Annotated in this window: 19 protein-coding genes; 8 read left to right on the top strand and 11 right to left on the bottom strand. The window is 73.6% G+C overall.

Annotation, left to right across the window (positions count from 1 at the left end):
• Window positions 1-210 precede the first annotated feature (210 nt).
• The 3 genes from rfbB to IOD16_RS32390 all read left to right on the top strand — a co-directional run bounded on the left by rfbB (window position 211) and on the right by IOD16_RS32390 (window position 3230).
• Window positions 211-1203, top strand: coding sequence for a dTDP-glucose 4,6-dehydratase (gene rfbB, locus IOD16_RS32400; protein ID WP_123745494.1), 993 nt, complete (start codon window positions 211-213; stop codon window positions 1201-1203).
• Complete coding sequence (rfbD, locus tag IOD16_RS32395; RefSeq protein WP_201437536.1) at window positions 1203-2096, top strand: dTDP-4-dehydrorhamnose reductase; 894 nt, start codon at window positions 1203-1205, stop codon at window positions 2094-2096. The genes rfbB and rfbD overlap by 1 nt, the downstream gene beginning before the upstream one ends.
• A 267-nt stretch (window positions 2097-2363) precedes the next feature.
• Complete coding sequence (locus IOD16_RS32390; RefSeq protein WP_201437535.1) at window positions 2364-3230, top strand: GNAT family N-acetyltransferase; 867 nt, start codon at window positions 2364-2366, stop codon at window positions 3228-3230.
• A gap of 42 nt (window positions 3231-3272) precedes the next feature.
• Here the strand turns inward: IOD16_RS32390 and IOD16_RS32385 are convergent, their stop codons facing one another.
• The 6 genes from IOD16_RS32385 to IOD16_RS32360 form a co-directional block, all read right to left on the bottom strand.
• Window positions 3273-3713 (bottom strand): Imm1 family immunity protein, encoded by a 441-nt coding sequence (locus tag IOD16_RS32385; protein ID WP_201437534.1) that lies wholly within the window; start codon window positions 3711-3713, stop codon window positions 3273-3275.
• A gap of 282 nt (window positions 3714-3995) precedes the next feature.
• A complete protein-coding gene (locus IOD16_RS32380) occupies window positions 3996-4346 on the bottom strand; it encodes an SdpI family protein (RefSeq protein ID WP_236594513.1) in 351 nt (116 codons plus the stop codon).
• A gap of 107 nt (window positions 4347-4453) precedes the next feature.
• Window positions 4454-5539 carry a glycosyltransferase family 4 protein gene (locus IOD16_RS32375; protein ID WP_236594512.1) on the bottom strand — a complete coding sequence of 362 codons (1086 nt, stop codon included), beginning with the start codon at window positions 5537-5539 and terminating at the stop codon, window positions 4454-4456.
• Window positions 5532-8042 carry a glycosyltransferase gene (locus tag IOD16_RS32370; RefSeq protein WP_201437533.1) on the bottom strand — a complete coding sequence of 837 codons (2511 nt, stop codon included), beginning with the start codon at window positions 8040-8042 and terminating at the stop codon, window positions 5532-5534. Before IOD16_RS32370 ends, IOD16_RS32375 begins: the two co-directional genes overlap by 8 nt.
• Window positions 8043-8071: 29 nt before the next feature.
• Window positions 8072-8563 carry a CU044_2847 family protein gene (locus IOD16_RS32365; RefSeq protein ID WP_236594511.1) on the bottom strand — a complete coding sequence of 164 codons (492 nt, stop codon included), beginning with the start codon at window positions 8561-8563 and terminating at the stop codon, window positions 8072-8074.
• A gap of 10 nt (window positions 8564-8573) precedes the next feature.
• A complete protein-coding gene (locus IOD16_RS32360) occupies window positions 8574-9488 on the bottom strand; it encodes a glycosyltransferase family 2 protein (RefSeq protein WP_236595246.1) in 915 nt (304 codons plus the stop codon).
• 26 nt (window positions 9489-9514) lie between these two features.
• Here IOD16_RS32360 and IOD16_RS32355 point away from each other — a divergent pair, with 26 nt between their 5' ends.
• From IOD16_RS32355 to IOD16_RS32340, 4 genes are all read left to right on the top strand, one after another.
• A complete protein-coding gene (locus IOD16_RS32355) occupies window positions 9515-10552 on the top strand; it encodes a glycosyltransferase family 4 protein (protein WP_201437532.1) in 1038 nt (345 codons plus the stop codon).
• Between the two features lie 76 nt (window positions 10553-10628).
• On the top strand, window positions 10629-11756 hold the full coding sequence (locus tag IOD16_RS32350; protein ID WP_201441656.1) for a glycosyltransferase family 4 protein: 1128 nt from the start codon (window positions 10629-10631) through the stop codon (window positions 11754-11756).
• 68 nt (window positions 11757-11824) lie between these two features.
• A complete protein-coding gene (locus tag IOD16_RS32345) occupies window positions 11825-12268 on the top strand; it encodes a DUF4396 domain-containing protein (protein WP_201437531.1) in 444 nt (147 codons plus the stop codon).
• Between the two features lie 10 nt (window positions 12269-12278).
• The gene (locus IOD16_RS32340) at window positions 12279-13130 is read left to right on the top strand and encodes a glycosyltransferase (RefSeq protein ID WP_123748320.1); all 852 of its coding nucleotides are present in this window, start codon (window positions 12279-12281) and stop codon (window positions 13128-13130) included.
• 70 nt (window positions 13131-13200) lie between these two features.
• Here IOD16_RS32340 and IOD16_RS32335 read toward each other — a convergent pair whose 3' ends face one another.
• Window positions 13201-14091: a DNA-3-methyladenine glycosylase family protein gene (locus tag IOD16_RS32335; protein WP_201441655.1), complete on the bottom strand. Its 891-nt coding sequence runs from the start codon at window positions 14089-14091 to the stop codon at window positions 13201-13203.
• Window positions 14092-14110: 19 nt separating this feature from the next.
• Window positions 14111-15187 carry a sugar phosphate nucleotidyltransferase gene (locus IOD16_RS32330; protein WP_123745503.1) on the bottom strand — a complete coding sequence of 359 codons (1077 nt, stop codon included), beginning with the start codon at window positions 15185-15187 and terminating at the stop codon, window positions 14111-14113.
• A 157-nt stretch (window positions 15188-15344) separates the two neighbouring features.
• Here IOD16_RS32330 and IOD16_RS32325 point away from each other — a divergent pair, with 157 nt between their 5' ends.
• Entirely contained in the window at window positions 15345-15737 is a 393-nt protein-coding gene (locus IOD16_RS32325) for a hypothetical protein (RefSeq protein WP_201437530.1), read from the top strand.
• Window positions 15738-15931: 194 nt separating this feature from the next.
• On the opposite strand, the gene IOD16_RS32320 is transcribed toward IOD16_RS32325, so the two are convergent.
• The 3 genes from IOD16_RS32320 to cofD are packed head-to-tail and all read right to left on the bottom strand — an operon-like array spanning window position 15932 to window position 18772.
• The gene (locus IOD16_RS32320) at window positions 15932-16465 is read right to left on the bottom strand and encodes an NUDIX hydrolase (RefSeq protein WP_201437529.1); all 534 of its coding nucleotides are present in this window, start codon (window positions 16463-16465) and stop codon (window positions 15932-15934) included.
• The gene (locus tag IOD16_RS32315) at window positions 16462-17871 is read right to left on the bottom strand and encodes a coenzyme F420-0:L-glutamate ligase (protein ID WP_201437528.1); all 1410 of its coding nucleotides are present in this window, start codon (window positions 17869-17871) and stop codon (window positions 16462-16464) included. The genes IOD16_RS32320 and IOD16_RS32315 overlap by 4 nt, the downstream gene beginning before the upstream one ends.
• On the bottom strand, window positions 17807-18772 hold the full coding sequence (gene cofD / locus IOD16_RS32310) for a 2-phospho-L-lactate transferase (protein WP_201437527.1): 966 nt from the start codon (window positions 18770-18772) through the stop codon (window positions 17807-17809). The genes IOD16_RS32315 and cofD overlap by 65 nt, the downstream gene beginning before the upstream one ends.
• Between the last annotated feature and the right edge of the window lie 10 nt (window positions 18773-18782).

Below are 18782 nucleotides of genomic sequence, written 5' to 3'. Positions count from 1 at the left end.
GGTGAGCGCGAGCGCACGCAGAGCAGCCGATCCACCGGCTGTTCGTGGCGGACTGGAGTCCACTGCCTGCCTCCCCCGGACCTGTGGCGCGGTGCGGAACCGCACCGGACATACCTCTTATACGGGAGACGCTGTAACAACCAGGTGGGTTGCACGAAAGGCACTCGTGACAGACTGCGATGAGCAACCGCTTCCAGGAGGACACTGAGCATGCGGGTACTGGTAACGGGTGGGGCCGGGTTCATCGGTTCGCACTACGTGCGGGAGATGGTGGCCGGCGCGTACCCGGCCTACGCCGATGCCGAGGTGGTGGTGCTGGACAAGCTCACCTACGCCGGCAACGAGGCGAACCTGGCGCCGGTCGCGAACGATCCGAGGCTGACCTTCGTCCGCGGCGACATCTGCGACCGCGAGCTGGTCGCGGACCTGATGAGCCGGACGGACGTGGTGGTGCACTTCGCCGCCGAGTCCCATGTGGACCGCTCGATCTCCGGTTCGGCCGACTTCGTGCTGACCAACGTGCTCGGCACCCAGACGCTGCTGCAGGGCGCGCTGGAGGCGGGGGTGGCCAAGTTCGTGCACGTCTCGACCGACGAGGTCTACGGCACGATCGACGAGGGTTCCTGGACCGAGGACCACGTCCTGGAGCCGAACTCGCCCTACTCGGCGTCCAAGGCGTCGTCGGACCTGCTGGCGAGGTCGTTCTTCCGCACCCACGGGTTGCCGGTGTGCATCACCCGGTGCTCGAACAACTACGGTCCGTACCAGTTCCCCGAGAAGGTCATCCCCCTGTTCGTCACCAACCTGGTCGACGGCAAGAAGGTGCCGCTGTACGGCGACGGCCTCAACGTCCGCGACTGGCTGCACGTGGACGACCACTGCCGGGGCATCCAGCTCGTCCTCGAAGGCGGGCGCGGCGGTGAGATCTACAACATCGGCGGCGGCACCGAGCTGACCAACCGCGACCTGACCGAGCGCCTGCTGGCGGCCACCGGGCGTGACTGGGACTCGTTCGTGGAGCCCGTCACCGACCGCAAGGGCCACGACCGGCGCTACTCGGTGGACATCACCAAGATCAGCACCGAGCTGGGCTACGCGCCGCGCGTCGACTTCGCCGAGGGCCTGGCCTCGACCGTGCAGTGGTACCGGGACAACCGGTCGTGGTGGGAGCCGCTCAAGCAGCGCGCGGCCCTGGCGGGCTGATGGCGCTCGCACTCCTGGTGCCCGGCGGCCGCGGCCAGCTCGGGCAGGACGTGGTCGCGGCGGCCCCCGACGACGGCCTCGTGCACGCGCCGTCGTCAGCCGAACTGGACCTGACCGACGCCTCGGCGGTGGCGGACGCGGTGGCCGTGTTCGCCGCCAGCGCCCGCGACACCGGTTTCCGGCCGGTGGTCGTGAACACGGCGGCCTACACGGCGGTCGACGCCGCGGAGACCGACGCCGACCGGGCGGCCGAGGTCAACGCCACCGGGCCGGAGCACCTGGCCGCGAGCTGCCGCGACCACGACGTGCCGCTGATCCACGTGTCGACCGACTACGTGTTCCCCGGCGACGGCACGCGCCCGTACGAGCCGACCGACGAGACCGCCCCGAAGTCGGTCTACGGGCGCACCAAGCTCGACGGCGAACAGCGCGTCCTGTCCACTTGGGACCGTTCCTGGATCGTCCGCACCGCCTGGGTCTACGGCGAGCACGGCAACAACTTCGTCAAGACCATGGCCCGCCTGGCCGGCGCCAACGACACACTGTCCGTTGTGGACGACCAGGTCGGCTCGCCGACGTGGTCGCTCGACCTGGCGCACGGCCTCCTGGAACTGGCCACCACCGTCTCCGGGGGCGGCACCCCGGCCCGGGTGCTGCACGCGACCGGCGGCGGCGAGACCACCTGGTGCGGCTTCGCCCGCGCCATCTTCACCGAACTGGGCCTCGACCCGACCCGCGTGCACCCCTGCACCACCGCCGACTTCCCCCGCCCGGCCCCCCGCCCGGCCTACTCCGTCCTCTCCAACAAAGCCTGGACCGACGCCGGCCTGACCCCCTTGCGGCACTGGCAGGAAGCCCTGACCACCGCCATCAAAACCAACGCCCTCCCCTGACCCCGACGGACCCGCCCCCACCCCACCCAGGCCCGATTTGACATGGGTTCGGGTGCTTTAGGCTGGTCGAAGCCGGGCAGGCTTGGCGGACGCTCTTCCCGCCAGGCCTGCCCGGCTTTGGCCAGCCTGGAGTGCCCGTAAGGGCCCCATGTCAAATCGAGCCGCCCCGCCCCTCGCCCCTCACCCCGCCCCCATACCCCTCACCCCGCCGCCTCACCCCCCGAAACCGATGTGCACCCGACCGGCGCCGTGGTGTGTGATCGGGGAATGGTGATCGAATTGGGCAGGCCGGGAGTCGACGGGCTCGACGAGGCGGTCGGCGCGCTGCGGGAGTGGCAGCACGACGGCGCGCCGATGCAGCTGCACCCGGGCGACCTGGGCTGGTTCTGGCGGTACGGCGCGGAGGCGACGGCGGCGGCCGTGCGGACCTGGAGCCGGAACGGCCGGATCCTCGCCGTCGGGCTGCTGGACTCGCCCGACCTGCTGCGGATGACGTTCGCGCCGGACGTCCACCAGGACGAGGAGCTGGCCGGGCGGGTGGTCGAGGACGTGCGGGATCCGGAACGCGGTGTGCTGGTCGCGGGCGAGGTCTACGTCGAGGCGCCGAGGACCGCGGTGGTCCAGGACCTGCTGGCCGGGGCCGGCTGGGACACCGACGACCCGTGGACGCCGCTGCGCCGTGACCTGGCGGAGCCGGTGGAGGACCCGGGTGTGCGGGTCGAGGTGGTCGGACCGGAGCGGGCTCCCGTGCGGGCCGCCGTGCAGCGGGCGTCGTTCAGCGGTTCCACGTTCACCGTCGAGCGCTGGCACGCTATGGCCGGCGGAACGCCTTACGCCGACGCTCGCTGCCTGGTCGCGCACGACGAGCAGGACCACGCCGTGGCGGCCGTGACGGTGTGGTCGGCCGGTCCGGGCAGGCCGGGGTTGATCGAGCCGATGGGCGTGCACTCGGACCACCGCGGCCACGGCTACGGCAAGGCCGTCACGATCGCCGCCGCGGCCGCGCTGCGGGACCTGGGCTCGTCCAGCGCGCTGGTGTGCACCCCGAGCTCCAACGTGGGCGCCGTCGCCACCTACGAGTCCGCGGGTTTCCGGGCACTCCCCGAGGTACGGGACCGCCGCCGCGACGCCTGACCCGCGACCCCTGACGCCGCACCAACCTCCACCCCGACGTGCCTACGCGGCCTGCCAATCGACTCCGGTGGGCCGCTTCGCGGTGGCCAGGAACTCCTTCAACGCCGTCGCCAGGACCTCCACCGGCACGCCCGCGCCGGCCGGGTAGTCGACGTACTCGGAGCGGTACTCGGGCGAGGCCGGGTCGCCCTGCAGCGTCGAGTAGTCGTGCTCCGGGTCGGCGTAGGTGAGGTAGCCGTAGCCCTGGTGGAGGGTGACGGCCACGTCGTGGTCGGGGATCTTGGTGGTGCCGGGCGCGCCGAGCAGGCCCTCGGTGTCCGTGATCAGCTCGCGGTCCTGGTGCTCGACCACGGCGGGTCCCGCGCCGGGCTCCGCCAGGCGCGTGAGGAGGGTGTCGACGTCCTCCGGCGTGTCGACGGTCATCTCGTCGGCCGCGTCGGCGTCCTGCTCTTTCACGATCGGCCACACAGCCGTGAAGCTCATGGCCGGCATCATCGCAGTGGACGCGCTGAGTGACCACCGGAGGGGTCGGTTGGGCCGTTGGGGTGGAGTAGGTTTATCGCACTGGTTTTGCGATCGAGCGGTGCGAGAACCTTTCCGCCATGTCCGCGCTCGGGCGATCCCCTGAAGCAACCGCACCTCGTCCTGACGGCGAGCGGCAGCGGTTCCTGCGTCGCGTCTGTGCCGTGACCGGTTCACGGCAGATCTCGTGGAGCGTCCTCAAGCCGGCCCAAGTCGACCGGCAACCCGGGCACTCCTGACGGGTCAGTCCTCCCGCTCGGCGGCCTTCGCGGCGTCGACGCCTCGCAGCACGCCCACGAGGATCGGGGGCAGCATCGCGACCGAGGTGCCGATGACCACCGCGAGCAGTGCGCCGTCGGTCGGGATGAACCACGCCGCTGTTCCGCCTGCCACGGCGATGGCCCCGCCGAGGAGCGTCGGCGCGCCTGCCGCCTTGTTGGCGGCCCGGAACGCCGCGTCACCGCGCATGGTGGTCGGGGTGCGCAGGCCGACGAAGCGGTTGCGCGGCAACCGTTCGGTCAGGCCGAGGTAGCCGGCGAGGCCGACGACCACGCCGCCGAGCGTGAGCACCGCGGGGAGGAGGATGTGCTGCACCGGTCGCTCCTTTCACCGTGAACGGCGTGCCGGCGGGGTGGTGGGTCGCGCCCGTGCCACCGCCGCGGTCACCGCCGTCGTAGCCGCAGTCGGATTCCTGGCTCCGGCTACCGCCCCGCGGCGCGCCGGTAGGCCGTCAGCGTCTTCTCGGCCGTCCGCCGCCACGTGAACTCCGCCGCGTGGGTCCGCCGCGCCGCCTGGTCGGCGGGTGTGGGCGGGGCCTCGACCGCGGCCACCATGGCCGCGGCCAACGCCTCCACGTCACCCACCGGCACGTGCGTCGCGTGCCCGCCGGCGACTTCGCGCAACGCCGCCACGTCCGAGCACACCACGGGCACGTTGCACGCCAACGCCTCCAGCACCGGCAGCCCGAACCCCTCGTCGCGCGAGGGCAGCACCAACGCCGCCGCGCCCGCCACGACGCTCCGCAGGTCGACGTCGTTGAGGTACCCGGTCCGCACCACCCGGTCGTCCGAGCTGACCACGTGCGGCCCGGCGAGCACCAGCGGCGGCAACGACGGTCGGGCGGCGTGCGCGGTCAGCAACGTGCCCAGGCCCTTGCGGGGCCCGCCGGCGCCGACGAACAGCAGGTACTCCGACGGCAACCCGAGCCGGGCGCGCAGCCCGGGCGACGGCGGCCGGGCCGCGAACCACGCCGGGTCGACGCCCAGCGGCGTCACCACGATCTTCGACTCGGGCACGCCGAGGCGTTCCATCACGACCTCGGCCACCGCGCGGGTCGGCGTGCACACGACGTCCGCGCGGGTGGCCGACCTCTGCACCAGCTCGGGCAGCCGGCGGTCCGACGGCGGCAGGTCGCCGGGCGTGTCGAGGAACGCCAGGTCGTGGATGGTCGTCACGCCGCCGGCCCGCAGCGCGGGCGGCAGGACGAAGTTCGTCGCGTGCATGACGTCCGTCGGCCCGGCCAGGAACTCCACCGGCGGGAACGGCATCCGCAGCCAGAACTGCCGCAGCAGCCGCGCCGACACCGGCAGCCCGCGCGCCACCACGTCGTGCGGCAGCACGGTCCGCAGCGCGCGCCACCCGCGCAACGTGAACGCGACCGCGCGCACGTCGACCTCGTCCAGCATCGACGCCAGCTCCTCGGCCAACGCCGCCGTGTAGCGGCCGATCCCGGTCCGCTGCCCGAGCAGCGGGGTGCCGTCGATCAGCACCCGCAGCGGCCTAGCCACGGCCGCGCAACTTCTTCAGCACCCGGCCGGTCGCCCGTCGGGCCACTTCGCCCGCGCCGCCGGCGGTCATGTACTCCTTGACCAGCGAGACGTCCCGCTGCACCTTCTCCAGCCGGCCGAGCGCCCGGTTGGGCACCATGAACGACGTGCCGGTCAGCCGGTCGGCGGCGGGCCGGGGGTTGCGGCAGAACCCGGTCAGCGGCGCGAGCACGTTCTCCCAGGTGAACCGCTCCCGCACGGCGGCGATCCGCTCGACGCACCCGGCGGCGAACGCGGTGTCGTACATGACCTTCTCCAACGCGTCGGCCAACGCGTCCGGGTCCTCCGACGGCACCACCACGCCCAGGTTCTCCCGGCGCACCAGGTCGGCGAACGAGTCGCCGTCGGTGGTCACGATCGGCAGCCCGGCCCACAGGTAGTCCAGCACCCGCGTCCGGAACGCGAACGTCGTCTCCACGTGCTCGTAGTGCGTGGTCACGCCGGCGTTCGCGTCGAGCAGCCAGTTCTGCCGGTCGTGGTAGGGCACCCAGGTCTCGTTGAAGAACACGTGCGAGCCCACGAGGTCCAGCCGCTTGGCCAGCGCGCGGGTCTGCCCCGCGATGTCCATGTCCGGCACCTCGGGGTTGGGGTGCTTCATGCCGAGGAACACCAGCCGCGCGTCCGACCGGCGGGTCCGCAGCCGGTCCACCGCGTGCAGCAGGGTCAGCGGGTCGAACCAGCTGTAGACGCCGCCCGCCCACAGCACGACCTTGTCCGACTCGTCGATGCCCAACGTCGAGCGCAGCCCCGGCCCGGTGCGCTGCGGCGGCTTGCCCGGCAGCCCGAACGGCGCCTCGGCCAGCAGCGAGCGCACGGTGGGGTCGTTGTCGTACAGGGCGGGCGTGAGGCGGCCGATCGCGGTCAGGTGGCCCAGCCAGAAGTGCCGCTGCCGCTCGGAGGCGCACAGGAAGAAGTCGCCGCGCCGCAGCTGGTTGTCGATGATCCGGGTGACGCCGACCAGGTCGAGGGAGCGCTGCTCGTCGGTCGAGTCCTTGCCCTGCTCCAGCAGTTCGAGGTGCATCGGGTCGTAGATGTCGCAGACGACGATCTTCGTGTTTCCCGGCTCCTTCAGGAAGCCGACGTTCTCCAGCACGTGGCCCTGGAGCACGATGATGTCGGCCCACTCGGCGTGCTCGACCAGTTCGCGCGGCGTGGCGCGGCTCACCGGGAACGACGACTCGGGCGGGTCGCACAGCGCGTTGATCGTGACGAGCCGGACGTCGTGCTCGCCGGAGAGCACGTCGGCCATGTTCCAGGCCCGGATCGCGGGGCCGGCCATCCGGTCGGCGAGCGCGTCACCGGTGACCACCAGCACCCGGCGCGGCCGGCCGAACACCTCCTCCAGCCCGAACACCTCGACCAGCACGTCGTGCGCGGCCAGGTAGCGGGGCAGGGGGTAGGCGGGTTCCATCGCCTTGCGCATCAACGGCGCCAGGTCGGTGTCCGTCACCCGCCGCGCGGCCTGCTCGGCCTTGCGCGACTCGGCCAGCGACGGCAGCAGCTCCACGAACTGGTCGATCGCGAGGAACCCGGCCAGCGCCTGCCGCGACACCGGCACCGGCGCGCGGTCGTCGGCCGGGTTCTCGGGACGGCGGGTGATCTCCAGCTGGGTGGCGTCCAGCTCGCCGCGCGCGGTGGCCCGGCGGACCACCAGGGCCAGCGCGGCCGGCAGCACCTTGGCCAGCGTCTCGTCGGAGAAGTTCTTGTAGAGCGCGGCGAGGGCGTTGCGCTCCAACAGGTACAGCTCACGGCTGGTGTCCACAGTGGACATCGAGGCGTGGTGCTTGTGGTAGGTCAGGGACGTCGGCACGTAGCGGACGCGCCAGCCGCGCAGGTTCATCCGCCAGCCGAGGTCGACGTCCTCGTAGAACATGAAGAACCGCTCGTCGAAGCCGCCCAGCTCGCGGAACACCGCGGTGCGGGCGACGAGCGCCGAGCCGGTGCCGAACAGCACGTCGCGCGGTGTGTCGTGGGAGCCGTCGTCCGGTTGGCCCGCGTGCCGCTTGTAGCCCATGCCGAACCACGTGAGGCCGCCGTCGACGAAGTCGATCCCGCGGCCGTCCCAGTCGAGCACCTTGCTCGCCACCGCGCCGACGGTGGGCTCGGCGCGCAGCACCCGCACCGCCTCGCGCAGCCACTCCGGGTCCGGGCGGGCGTCGTTGTTGAGGAACGCGACCACCGAGCCGCGCGCCGCGCGCACACCGAGGTTGCAGCCGCCCGCGAAGCCGAGGTTGGTCGGCGCCTCGACGACCTCCGCGTCGGGCGCGGCGGCCCGGATGCGCTCCGCGCTGCCGTCGCCCGAGGCGTTGTCGACCACGATGACCTGGAGTTTCTCCGCCGGGTAGTCGAGGTCGCCGAACAGCGCGCGCAGGCAGGTGACGGTGTCGTCGGCGCCGCGGTAGTTGACGACGACCACCGACACGTCAGGCAGGGTTCCGTGCTCCACGGGCCAACTCTGCCTCATCACGCTCCGCAGCGTTCGGCCAAGGTGCCCTACGCCTCGGCGTCGGCCTGCCGGTCGGGCTTCGCCTCGTCCGGCCGCGAGTCGGCCTCCTCCGGCGGGGCCTCGGCGGGCAGGCTGTCGCGGTGCCACTCGACGGTGATCTTGACGTGGGCCTCGGCGGAGGACTTGGCGATGGCCAGCGCGGCGCTGGAGCTGACCTTCAGGCCGATCTCCACGGCCACCTTGTCCGGCCGCGGCGACGGCATGCTGCCGATCTTCGCGGCCACCGACCTGGCCACCTTCCTGGCCCGCTCGATGCCGTTCTCCAGCGTCTCCTCGGCGCGCTCGACCGGGTTCCAGCGGCCCGCGCGCACCGGGCCGTCGTACTCCTCGTCCAGCTCGAACGGCACCAGGTCGCCGTCCTCCGTGCGCACCTCGACGTACTCGGTCACGGTTCTCCCTTCCAGGTCGGCGGAGGCGGCGAAGCCGACCCCGACCGGCTCCTCGCCGCGGACCATCCGCGCCGGCGCCCGTCCGACCACCCGGGCTCCCTCAACGGCCCGCCCACTCCCGCCACACCACGCGACGGCCCACTGTCGCACGTCGGCCGATCCGCCACCGCTGCGCCAGCGTGGTCGGCAGCCTCACCAGCACCTCCAGCAGCACGCGCAGGCGCAGCGGCACGTGGAAGTTGGCCGCGTCCGGCGCGCCCCGGCGGACCGGCAGCAGGGCGGTGATGGCCGCGAACCTGGCCAGTTCGCGCAGGGCGGCGCCCGCGGGCGCGCAGCGCAGGAGCATCAGCAGCCGGTTGCGCTCGTTCCAGCGGTGGAACGGGCGGGAGCCGGGGTTGGTGCTCGCGCCGTGCCGGTGGTGGACGCGGGCCGGGCCGACCGACAGCACCCGGTGCCCGGCCAGCCGCAGCCGCCACGCCGTGTCGGTGTCCTCGTAGTAGCAGAAGAACCCGGCCGGGACACCGCCCGCGCGTTCCAGCGCCGCCCGCCGCAGCAGCGCCGCGCCGCCGCAGAAGCCGAACACCTCGCGACCGGCCAGCACCAGGTCGGCCCCGTGCCCGTCGGCGGTGAGCCTGACGCCGACCGACTGGGTCGAGCCGTCGGCCAGCAGCAGGGACGGGGTCGCGGCGGCGGCGTCGGGCGCGGCGTCCAGGGCGTCTTCGAGCGCGGCGAGCCAGCCGTCGTCGGGGGCCGCGTCGTCGTTGAGCCAGGCCACGTACTCCGTGGTGATCCCCGGCAACGCCGCCGCGAGCCCGCCCGCGTAACCGCGGTTCACCGGCAGGCGCAGGGTCTCCGGTCGGCTCGGGTGCGCGGCGACGAGGTCGGCGGTGCCGTCGTCGGAGGCGTTGTCGACCACCAGCGTCCGGTGTGGACGCTGACGGGCGAGGGCGTCGAGGCAGGCGGTGATGTGCTCGCGGCCACGCCACGTCACCACGACCACCGTCGTGCTGGGGATCGACACGGCGTGAGACGGTACGCGACGTGCCCGACCTCGTTGTGCTGACCGAGCAGTTGCTGGCGCCGGTGCCCGGCGGCACCGGCCGGTACACGCGCGAGCTGGCCGCCGCGCTGGCCGCCACCGCGCCCGCCGGGTGGACCGTGACGGGGGCGGTGAGCAGGCACGCGGACGTGTCGGCCGCGGTGATCCCCGGTGTGCGGGGTCCGCGCGTGCTGCCGCTGCCCCGACGTGCGCTGATCGCGGCGTGGGAGAGGGGCGTGCCGTACTGGCCGGGCGGTGACTCGGTGCACGCGTTCACGCCGTTCGCGCCGCCGCGCGGGCGGGTGGTGGTGACCGTGCACGACACGGTGCCGTGGACGCACCCGTCGACCTTGACGCCGCGCGGCGTGGCCTGGCACCAGCGCGTGATCAGCCGCGCGACGGCGCGCGCGGGCGCGATCGTGGTGCCGACGTCGGCGGTGGGGGAGGAGCTGCGGCGGTGCGCGCCCGGTCCCGCTCCCGTCCACGTGGTGGGCAACGGGGTGACGGCGTTCCCGGCGGAGGAGCCGGTGGCCGTGCCGCCCCGGTACGTGCTGGCGATCGGCACCATCGAGCCGCGCAAGGGTTTCGACCTGCTGGCGGCGGCGACCGCCGAGCTGGGCGTGCCGCTGGTCGTGGTCGGGCCGCAGGGGTGGGGCGGGGTGGACCTGCGCGCGCCGCACGTCCACTTGCTGGGACGACTGAGCGACGCGCAGTTGGCGTTCGTGCTGCGGCGGGCGGCGGTGCTGGCCGCGCCGAGCCTGGCCGAGGGGTTCGGGCTGCCGGTGGTGGAGGCGATGGCGGCCGGCGTGCCGGTGGTCCACTCCGACGCGCCCGCGCTGGTGGAGGTCGCCGGCGGCGCCGGGGTGACCGTGGCGCGCGGCGAGAGTGCGGCGCTCGTCACAGGACTTCGGTCGGTGCTGGCCGATCCCGGTGCGGCCGAAGGTCTGATCGCCGCGGGCCGGCGCCGGGCCGAGGCGTTCACCTGGGAAAACGCCGCGCGTTCGGTGTGGGCGATCCACCTGGGGCTGTGTCGTCGATGAACCGTTTGCGCCATTCCCGGTCAACCTGTCCGCTGCCGGCCGTACCCTTCACCGCGTGTCACCCGTCGAACCCAGCGTGCTGATCGACGCCACCGCCGTCCCAACCGACCGAGGTGGCGTCGGACGGTACGTGGACTCCCTGGTGGCCGCGCTGGACGCGGACGGCGCACGGCTCAGCGTGGTGTGCCAACCCCGGGACGCCGCGCTCTACACGTCCCTGGCACCCGGCTCGCGGGTCATCCCGGCGGCGGACGCGGTGGCGACCCGGACCGCGCGGCTGACGTGGGAGCAGACGACCCTGCCGAGGCTGGCGAACCGGCTCGGCGTGGCGGTCGTGCACTCGCCGCACTACACCGTGCCGCTGGCGAACCGGGCGGCGTCCGTGGTCACGCTGCACGACGCGACGTTCTTCACCGACGCGGTGCTGCACTCGTCGGTCAAGGCCCGCTTCTTCCGGGCCTGGACCAGGGCCTCGCTGCGGCGGGCCGCGCTGTGCATCGTGCCGTCGCGGGCGACCGCCGACGAGCTGGCCCGGGTGGCGGGCGCGGACCGGCGGCTGCTGCACATCGCCCAGCACGGCGTGGAGAACGAGCGGTTCCACCCGCCGACGCCCGAGCAGGTGGCCGAGGTCCGGCGGATGCTGTCCCTCGGTGACGCGCCCTACGTGGCGTTCCTGGGCGCGCTGGAGCCGCGCAAGAACGTGCCGGCGCTGATCCGCGGGTTCGCGCAGGCGTGCCGCGACCGGCCGAACCCGCCCGCGCTCGTGCTCGCCGGCCAGCCCGGCTGGGACAGCCAGGTGGAACGGGCGCTGGACGCCGTGCCGCACCGGGTCCGCGTGATCCGGGCCGGCTACCTGCCGTTCCCGTCGCTGGCCGGGTTCCTCGGCGGCGCGGAGCTGGTGGCGTACCCGTCGCTGGGCGAGGGGTTCGGGCTGCCGGTGCTGGAGGCGATGGCCTGCGGCGCGGCCGTGCTGACGACCCGGCGGCTGAGCCTGCCCGAGGTGGGCGGCGACGCGGTGGCGTACTGCGGGGTCGGCGCGGGTGACATCGCGGCGGCCCTCGGCGAGCTGCTGGACGACCCGGCCCGGCGGGCCGAGCTGTCGGCGGCGGCGGTCGTGCGGGCGAAGGACTTCTCCTGGTCCACGTCGGCGGCCCGGCACCGGTTGGCCTACGAGCGCGCCGCGCGGTCGCACCGGCGGGGTTGAGCCCGGATCCTTCCCACCCGCTCTTCCCCCTTGCGTTCTGGATACCCCCTAGGGGTATAGTTCGCGGCATGAAGACATCCTGGTCGACGGCGGTGTCGGCGACGCTGCACTGCCTCACCGGCTGCGCCATCGGCGAAGTGCTCGGCATGGTGATCGGCACCGCGATCGGGCTGCCCGGCTGGGGCACCGTCGTGCTCGCCGTGGCGCTCGCGTTCGTCTTCGGCTACGCCCTGACCCTGCGGGGCGTGCTGAAGACCGGTCTGGCCTTCGGCGCGGCGCTGAAGGTGGCGCTGGCGGCGGACACCGTGTCCATCGCGGTGATGGAGGTCGTCGACAACGCGGTCATGCTGCTGGTGCCGGGCGCGATGGAGGCGGGCCTGGCCGGCCTGCTGTTCTGGGGCGCGCTGGCGTTCTCGTTGGCGGTGGCGTTCGTGCTGACCGTGCCGGTGAACCGGTGGCTCATCTCGCGCGGCAAGGGGCACGCCGTCGTGCACCACGCGCACCACCACTAGGGTGGCCGGCGTGACGCGTTACGGAGACGAGCTGGCGGTGGTGACCGTCACCTACTCGCCCGGTGAAACCCTGGACACCTTCCTGTCCACGTTGTCGGCGGCGACCACGCGGCCGGTGTCGGTGGTGCTCGCGGACAACGGGTCCACCGACGGCGTGCCCGAGCGCGCCGCCGCCGAGCACCCGCACGTGACGTTCGTGCCGACCGGGGGCAACCTCGGCTACGGCGGCGGCGCCAACCGCGGCGTCGCCTCGCTGCCGTCGTCGGTCGGGTGGGTGGTGATCGCCAACCCGGACCTGTCCTGGGGCGTCGGGAGCCTCGACAAGCTGCTGGAAGCCGCCAAGCGGTGGCCCCGCGGCGGGGCGTTCGGGCCGTTGATCCGGGAGCCGTCCGGCGCGGTGTACCCGTCGGCGCGGCTGCTGCCGTCGATGGGTCGGGGCCTGGGGCACGCGCTGTTCGCGGTCGTGTGGCCGGCCAACCCGTGGTCGCGCGAGTACCGGCAGGCGGCGGCCACGCCGGAGGAGCGGACGGCCGGCTGGCTGTCCGGCTCGTGCCTGCTGATGCGCCGGGAGGCGTTCGACTCGGTCGACGGCTTCGACCCCCGGTACTTCATGTACTTCGAGGACGTGGACCTCGGCGACCGCCTCGGCCGCGCGGGCTGGCTGAACGTGTACGTGCCGGAGGCGGACGTCGTGCACATCGGCGGCCACTCGACCAAGCGCGCGTCGAAGCGCATGCTCGCCGCCCACCACTCCAGCGCCTACCGCTACCTCGCCGACCGCCACCGGGGCCCGCTGTGGGCACCCGTGATGCTCGCCGTGCGCCTGGGCCTGTCCTTGCGCCTGCGCCTGATGACCCGCTGACCGCGACCGCGCTGCCGTCTCCGGCGGGCGTTGCGGTCGGGGTCGGGTCGGGTCGGGTCGGGTCGGAGAATCACATCGCCCGGTAGTCGCGGGGGGAGAAGCGGGGGCCCCGGCGGGGTTTGGTGACGCCCGAGGCGAGGATGTAGCGGACGGCGCGATGGCGCTGAGGGGTGTAGGGGGCGAGGAGGTCGGCCATGCGGTCGTCGTCCACGGCTTCACCCACCAGCGCCCAGCCGACGACGCCGGCCAGGTGGTAGTCGCCGAAGCTGACCGCGTCCGGGTCGCCCCACGCCCGCTGCGCGACCTCCGCCGCCGTCCAGACACCGATGCCCGGCACCTTCCGCAGCAGGTCGCGGCCTTCCTGGCCGCGCAGCTCGCACGCCCGTTCCAGCCGGTGCGCCACCTGGGCCGCCGCGATCAGGGCACGGCGACGGCCACCGTCCACGCCCGCCCTGTGCCACTCCCAGTCCGTGATGCCCAAGACCGCCCTCGGCGTCGGCGGCACGTACAGGCCGGCCGGTCCCGGCGCCGGCGCGCCGAACCTCCGCGTCAGCTCCCGGTACGACCGGAACGCCTCGGTGCCCGTCACCTTCTGCTCCAGGATCGACGGCAGCACCGCGTCCCACACCCGGCTCGTCGTGCCCAGCCGGATACCGGGACGTCGCCGGCGCGTCTCCGCGACCAACGGGTGGTGGCACTCGAACGCCGAGTCGTCGTCCTCGGCCCCCAGCAACGCCGGCAGGCCGTCCAGCAGCCACTCCGCGCCCTCACCCCACGCGTCCGCCTCCACCACGCCGGTGACGCGGACGCGCAGGGTGCCCGGACCGGTCGGCGTGGTGGCGGCCAGCCAGACGCCGTCGGCGCCGGCGCGGAACGTCGGATCGCCCGCACCCCGCCGCAACGGCATCAGCAGCGCGCCGACGTCCAGCGGGAACGTCGGCGCCCACGTCCTGCTGAGCATCACCGGGCGTCACCGACCATCAGACATCCGCGGAGAACCGCACCCCTCCCTCGGGCAGCACGACACCCGGCCACACCCGGGCCCCGTTGATCAGCTCGCACCGCGCGCCCACGACCGCGTTGTCACCGATCACCGCGTCCGACACGACCGCGCCCGCCTGCACCAGCGAGCTCGCCCCGAGCACGCTGCGCTCCACGCGCGCACCCTCGCCGACCACCGCGCCGTCGAACAGCACCGAGCCGTCCACCACCGCGCCGGCCGCGACCGTGCAGTTCGCGCCGATCGTCGCACCGCCCGTGACCACCGCGGTCTCGTCCACCTGCGCCCCGTCGAGGATCACCGCGTCACCCTGGAGCGCGAGCGCGGCGGTCGGGGCGATCCCGCGCACCAGGTCCGCCGAGCCCTGCACGAACGCGGCCGGCGTGCCGAGGTCCAGCCAGTACGACGCGTCGACGTACCCCTGCACGCGCGCGCCCGCCGCCAGCAGCCCCGGGAACGTCTCCCGCTCCACCGACACCGGCCGACCTGCGGGAATGCCCTCGATCACCTCGCGCCGGAACACGTAGCAGCCCGCGTTGATCTGGTTCGTCGGCGGGTTCTCCGTCTTCTCCAGGAACGCCGTGACGCGCCCGTCCTCGTCGGTCGGCACGCAGCCGAACCGGCGCGGGTCGTCCACCCGGACCAGGTGCAGCGTCACGTCGGCTTCGGCCTTGCGGTGCGTGTCGACCACGGCGCGCAGGTCGACGCCCGACAGGATGTCGCCGTTGAAGACCACCACGTCGCGTTCGCGCAGCTTGTGCGCGACGTTGCGGATCGCGCCCGCCGTGTCCAGCGGCACGTCCTCGACCACGTACTCCAGCTCGAGGCCGAGCGCCGCGCCGTCGCCGAAGTGCTCCTGGAAGACCTCGGCCTTGTAGGACGTGCCGAGCACGACGTGCGTCATGCCGGCTTCCCGGATCCGCGACAGCAAGTGGGTGAGGAACGGCACCCCGGCGGTCGGCAGCATGGGCTTGGGCGCGGACAGGGTCAGTGGTCGCAGCCGGGTTCCCTTGCCCCCGACCAGAACCACTGCCTCGGCGCCTTGCAGCTCCGACATGCCGTTTTTCCTCCTCCGCTTACTTCCACCTGTAGTTTGCGAATACTCTGGCATGAGCACTCAGGCGGCACGGGCGGTGGTCCGTGTCGGCGAGCGTCATCGATCGGCACGCCGGCGTCACCCCAGCCGGCCCAAGGCACACGCAGGAGAGATCCGGATGGACCCCCGCGCTCGGGCCGACGCGGCGCTGGCCCGTGCTCGTGCACGTGGCCGCCACGTCGTGACGCCGGACAACATGACGTCGCCCATGGACTCGTCGGCGACCCAGCAGATCCCGCGAGCGATGGTCAACGCGATCGACCCGCGCGGCGGCGACCCGGACTCGACCATGGTCCTGGCCGCGCACATCGCCGCAGGTCAGCCCGCGCCACCGCCCCCGCCGCCACCCCAGTCGGCCCCGGAACCCGAACCGGAGCTGCGGGTGGCCCCCGGCCCGGTCCCGACCGTCCAACAGGTCCCGACCTCGCGCCCGTCCCTGTCCCAACGCCTCTCCGGCGGCCAGCCCCAACACCCCCCGGGCCTCTCCCAACGCCTGAACGGCGACACCTGACCCCTCGCGTGAGTCGTACCTTCACGCCGCGTGAGTCCAACGTTCGGAGCGCGAGAGTCCTACGTTCACGCACCCCGAGTTCAACGCTCACCACTTGCGCCGAGTGGCTGAGTGTTGAATTCAGGTGTCCTGAACGTAGGACTCTCGGCTCCTGAGCGTTGGACTCACGCCGCGTGGAGGTACGACTCTCGCGGTTAGGGGAGGGTGGAGAGGAGGGGGTGCAGGTCGTCGGTGTCGGGAGGCAGGGCGGTCAGCGGCCACCAGCGCAGGTCCAGGGACTCGGAGCTGCGGGAGGGCTGCGCGTCCGCCGGGGCGCGGACCAGGAAGCGGACGTCGAAGTGACGGGTCGGCTTGCCCAGCGAGCACGTGATCGGGTGCACGTCGAGGTGGATCGGCTCCGGTGAGATGCGCAGGCCCTCGATGCCCGACTCCTCCGTCGCCTCACGCAGCGCCGCACTCGCCAGCGTCGTGTCCGAAGCCTCGCAGTGCCCGCCCAGCTGCAGCCAACGCCCCACGCGCGGGTGCAGGGTGAGCAGCGTCGCGTCCCCGGCGGCGGACACCACCAGGGCCGACGCCGTGAGGTGCCCCGGCTCGCACGAACGCCGGCACGCGTCCTCCCGGGCCGCCAGGAACCCCAGGTAGGCCTGCCGCAGCGACTCCTGCGCCGGGTCGGCGGGACGCCACGCGCCCAGGGTGGCCACCGCGTCGGCGTGCAGAGCGGAGCTCACAGGTCCAGGTACCTCTCGTCCAAGTCGCCCGCGGCCCGCGGCGTCAGCTCCGCCTCCGGGCGCCCGACCGCCACCGCGCCCAACGGCTCCCACTCCCGCGGCAGCCCCAGCACGTCGCGCACCACGTCCGCGCAGAAGATCGTGGACGACACCCAGCACGACCCGAGCCCCTCGGCGGCCAGCGCCACCAGCAGCCCCTGCACCGCCGCGCCACCCGCGATGGTGAACATCGTCCGTTCCGCCGTCGCCCGCCGCTCGTCCGGGTACGAGTGCGCACCCGACCGCACCAGGAACGGCACGAGGACCTCCGGCGCGGCGCGCAGGATGTCGCCCCGCCCCACGCGGGCCGCGATCCGCTCCTCCGACCACCCGTCGCCACGCAGGTCCGCGCGCCACCGGTCGGCCATCGCGTCCAGCAGCGCGTCCCGCCGGGCGGTCAGCCGCACGAACCGCACGGGCCGCGTGTGGTGCGGCGCGGGCGCGGTCAACGCCGCCGCCACGGCCCGCCGCACCGCGTCCACCGGCACCGGGTCCGGGGAGAACGACCGGACCGAACGGCGCAGCAGCACCGCCTCGGCCCGCCCCTGCGCCACCGCCTCGGCCGTGCCCAACCGGAACAGGTCGTCCGCCACGGGCCGGGCCAGGTCGCGCGCGGTGGAGCCGTCGTCCGCGAACGGCAGCCCGCGCACCACCGCCACGGGCACCGCGCCCAGCTTGCCCTTCACCAGGTCGGCCGCCGCCGCGATCTCGTCGGCCACCGCGACCTCGGTCACCACCAGGGGGTTGCCGTGCCGGTCGACCGAGCCGCCGTACCGGTGCAGCACCGCCAGGCCGGACGACCCGATGGCGGCGTCCGTCTGGCCCACCCGCCAGGCCCGGCCCATGGTGTCGGTCACCACGACCGCCACCGACACGCCCGACCGCTGCGCCAGCGCCGCCCGCAGCGCCGCCGCCGACCCGTCCGGGTCGACCGGCAGCAACGCGATCTCGTCGCCGTTCACGTTCGACGCGTCCACACCGGACGCCGCCTGCACGATCCCCAGCTTGTTCTCGGTGATCAACGTCCGCCCGCGCCGCGCCAGCACGCGCACCGACTCGGCCTCGACCCACTGCCGCCGCACGGCGTCGCGCGCCTCGGGGTCGGCGGGCACGGACACCAGCCGACCTTCCACTTTGGACAGCACCTTGGACGTCACGACGACGATGTCCCCGTCCGCCAACCAGGGCGCGGCCGCGGCGATGGCGGCCGCGAGGTCGTCACCGGGCCGGAACTCCGGCAGCCCGGTCACCGGCGTCACCGTGATCGAGGACGCCGCCGCGTGGTCGTCCGGGGCCGCGTGGTCAGCCAACGTCGACACCGGCCAGTTCCAGCGCCGCCCGCGCCATCGCCGCCGTCGCGTCCACATCGGACATCAGCAGCGGCACCGCGCGCACCGCCACCCCCGGCACGTCGGACCGGTCGCCGGTGTGCACGAGCCAACCGTCGAGCACGCCCCTGTCGGTGGTCCGGCGCGACCCGTAGTACCGGCCGACGGCCTCCGCGGAGGTCTCCACGCCGATCGCGGACAGGCACGCGTCCGCCATCCCGCGCAGCGGCTTGCCGCCGATGATCGGCGACAGCCCCACGACACCGGCCTCGGTCTTGCGCAACGCGTCGCGCACGCCCGGCACGCCGAGGATCGTGTTCACGCTCACCACCGGGTTGGACGGCGCGATCAGCACCGCGTCGGCGTCGCGCAGGGCGTCCAGCACACCGGGGGCGGGCGTCGCCGTCTCCACCCCGACCGACGCGAACGACCGCGCGGGCAGCCCGGCCCGGTGCTTGACCCACCACTCCTGGAAGTGGATCGCCTGCTCGCCCTCGTCGGTGGTCACCACCACGTGCGTCTCGACCCGGTCGTCGGACATCGGCAGCAGCCGCACGCCCGGCTCCCAGCGGTGGCACAGCGCCTCCGTCACGGCCGACAGCGGGTAGCCCGCGCGCAGCATCCGGGTGCGCACCAGGTGCGTCGCGATGTCCCGGTCGCCCAGCCCGAACCACGTCGGGTCGGCGCCGTAGGCGGCCAGCTCCTCCTTGACCGACCACGTCTCGCCGGCGCGCCCCCACCCGCGCTCGGCGTCGATCCCGTCACCGAGGGTGTACATGCAGGTGTCCAGGTCGGGACAGATCCGCAACCCGTGCATCCACACGTCGTCACCCGTGTTCACCACGGCCGTGATCTCGTGCTCCGGACCGGTCAGCAGGCTCTTCAGCCCGACCAGGAACCGCGCCCCGCCAACTCCGCCAACCAGTGCGACGACCTTCACGAGTCGCCAT

Source organism: Saccharothrix sp. 6-C (genome assembly GCF_016695385.1).
Lineage (GTDB): Bacteria > Actinomycetota > Actinomycetes > Mycobacteriales > Pseudonocardiaceae > Actinosynnema > Actinosynnema texasense.
This window is presented reverse-complemented; position numbering and strand designations above follow the sequence as displayed.

What these genes read in the sequence shown, in the direction of transcription:
- IOD16_RS32370 (WP_201437533.1), bottom strand. Translation starts at nt 8,042, where the DNA reads ATGAGGCAGAGTTGGCCCGTGGAGCACGGAACCCTGCCTGACGTGTCG.
- rfbB (WP_123745494.1), top strand. Translation starts at nt 211, where the DNA reads ATGCGGGTACTGGTAACGGGTGGGGCCGGGTTCATCGGTTCGCACTAC.
- rfbD (WP_201437536.1), top strand. Translation starts at nt 1,203, where the DNA reads ATGGCGCTCGCACTCCTGGTGCCCGGCGGCCGCGGCCAGCTCGGGCAG.
- IOD16_RS32315 (WP_201437528.1), bottom strand. Translation starts at nt 17,871, where the DNA reads ATGTGGACGCGACGGCGGCGATGGCGCGGGCGGCGCTGGAACTGGCCG.
- IOD16_RS32330 (WP_123745503.1), bottom strand. Translation starts at nt 15,187, where the DNA reads ATGTCGGAGCTGCAAGGCGCCGAGGCAGTGGTTCTGGTCGGGGGCAAG.
- IOD16_RS32325 (WP_201437530.1), top strand. Translation starts at nt 15,345, where the DNA reads ATGGACCCCCGCGCTCGGGCCGACGCGGCGCTGGCCCGTGCTCGTGCA.
- IOD16_RS32345 (WP_201437531.1), top strand. Translation starts at nt 11,825, where the DNA reads ATGAAGACATCCTGGTCGACGGCGGTGTCGGCGACGCTGCACTGCCTC.
- IOD16_RS32390 (WP_201437535.1), top strand. Translation starts at nt 2,364, where the DNA reads ATGGTGATCGAATTGGGCAGGCCGGGAGTCGACGGGCTCGACGAGGCG.
- IOD16_RS32385 (WP_201437534.1), bottom strand. Translation starts at nt 3,713, where the DNA reads ATGAGCTTCACGGCTGTGTGGCCGATCGTGAAAGAGCAGGACGCCGAC.
- IOD16_RS32335 (WP_201441655.1), bottom strand. Translation starts at nt 14,091, where the DNA reads ATGCTCAGCAGGACGTGGGCGCCGACGTTCCCGCTGGACGTCGGCGCG.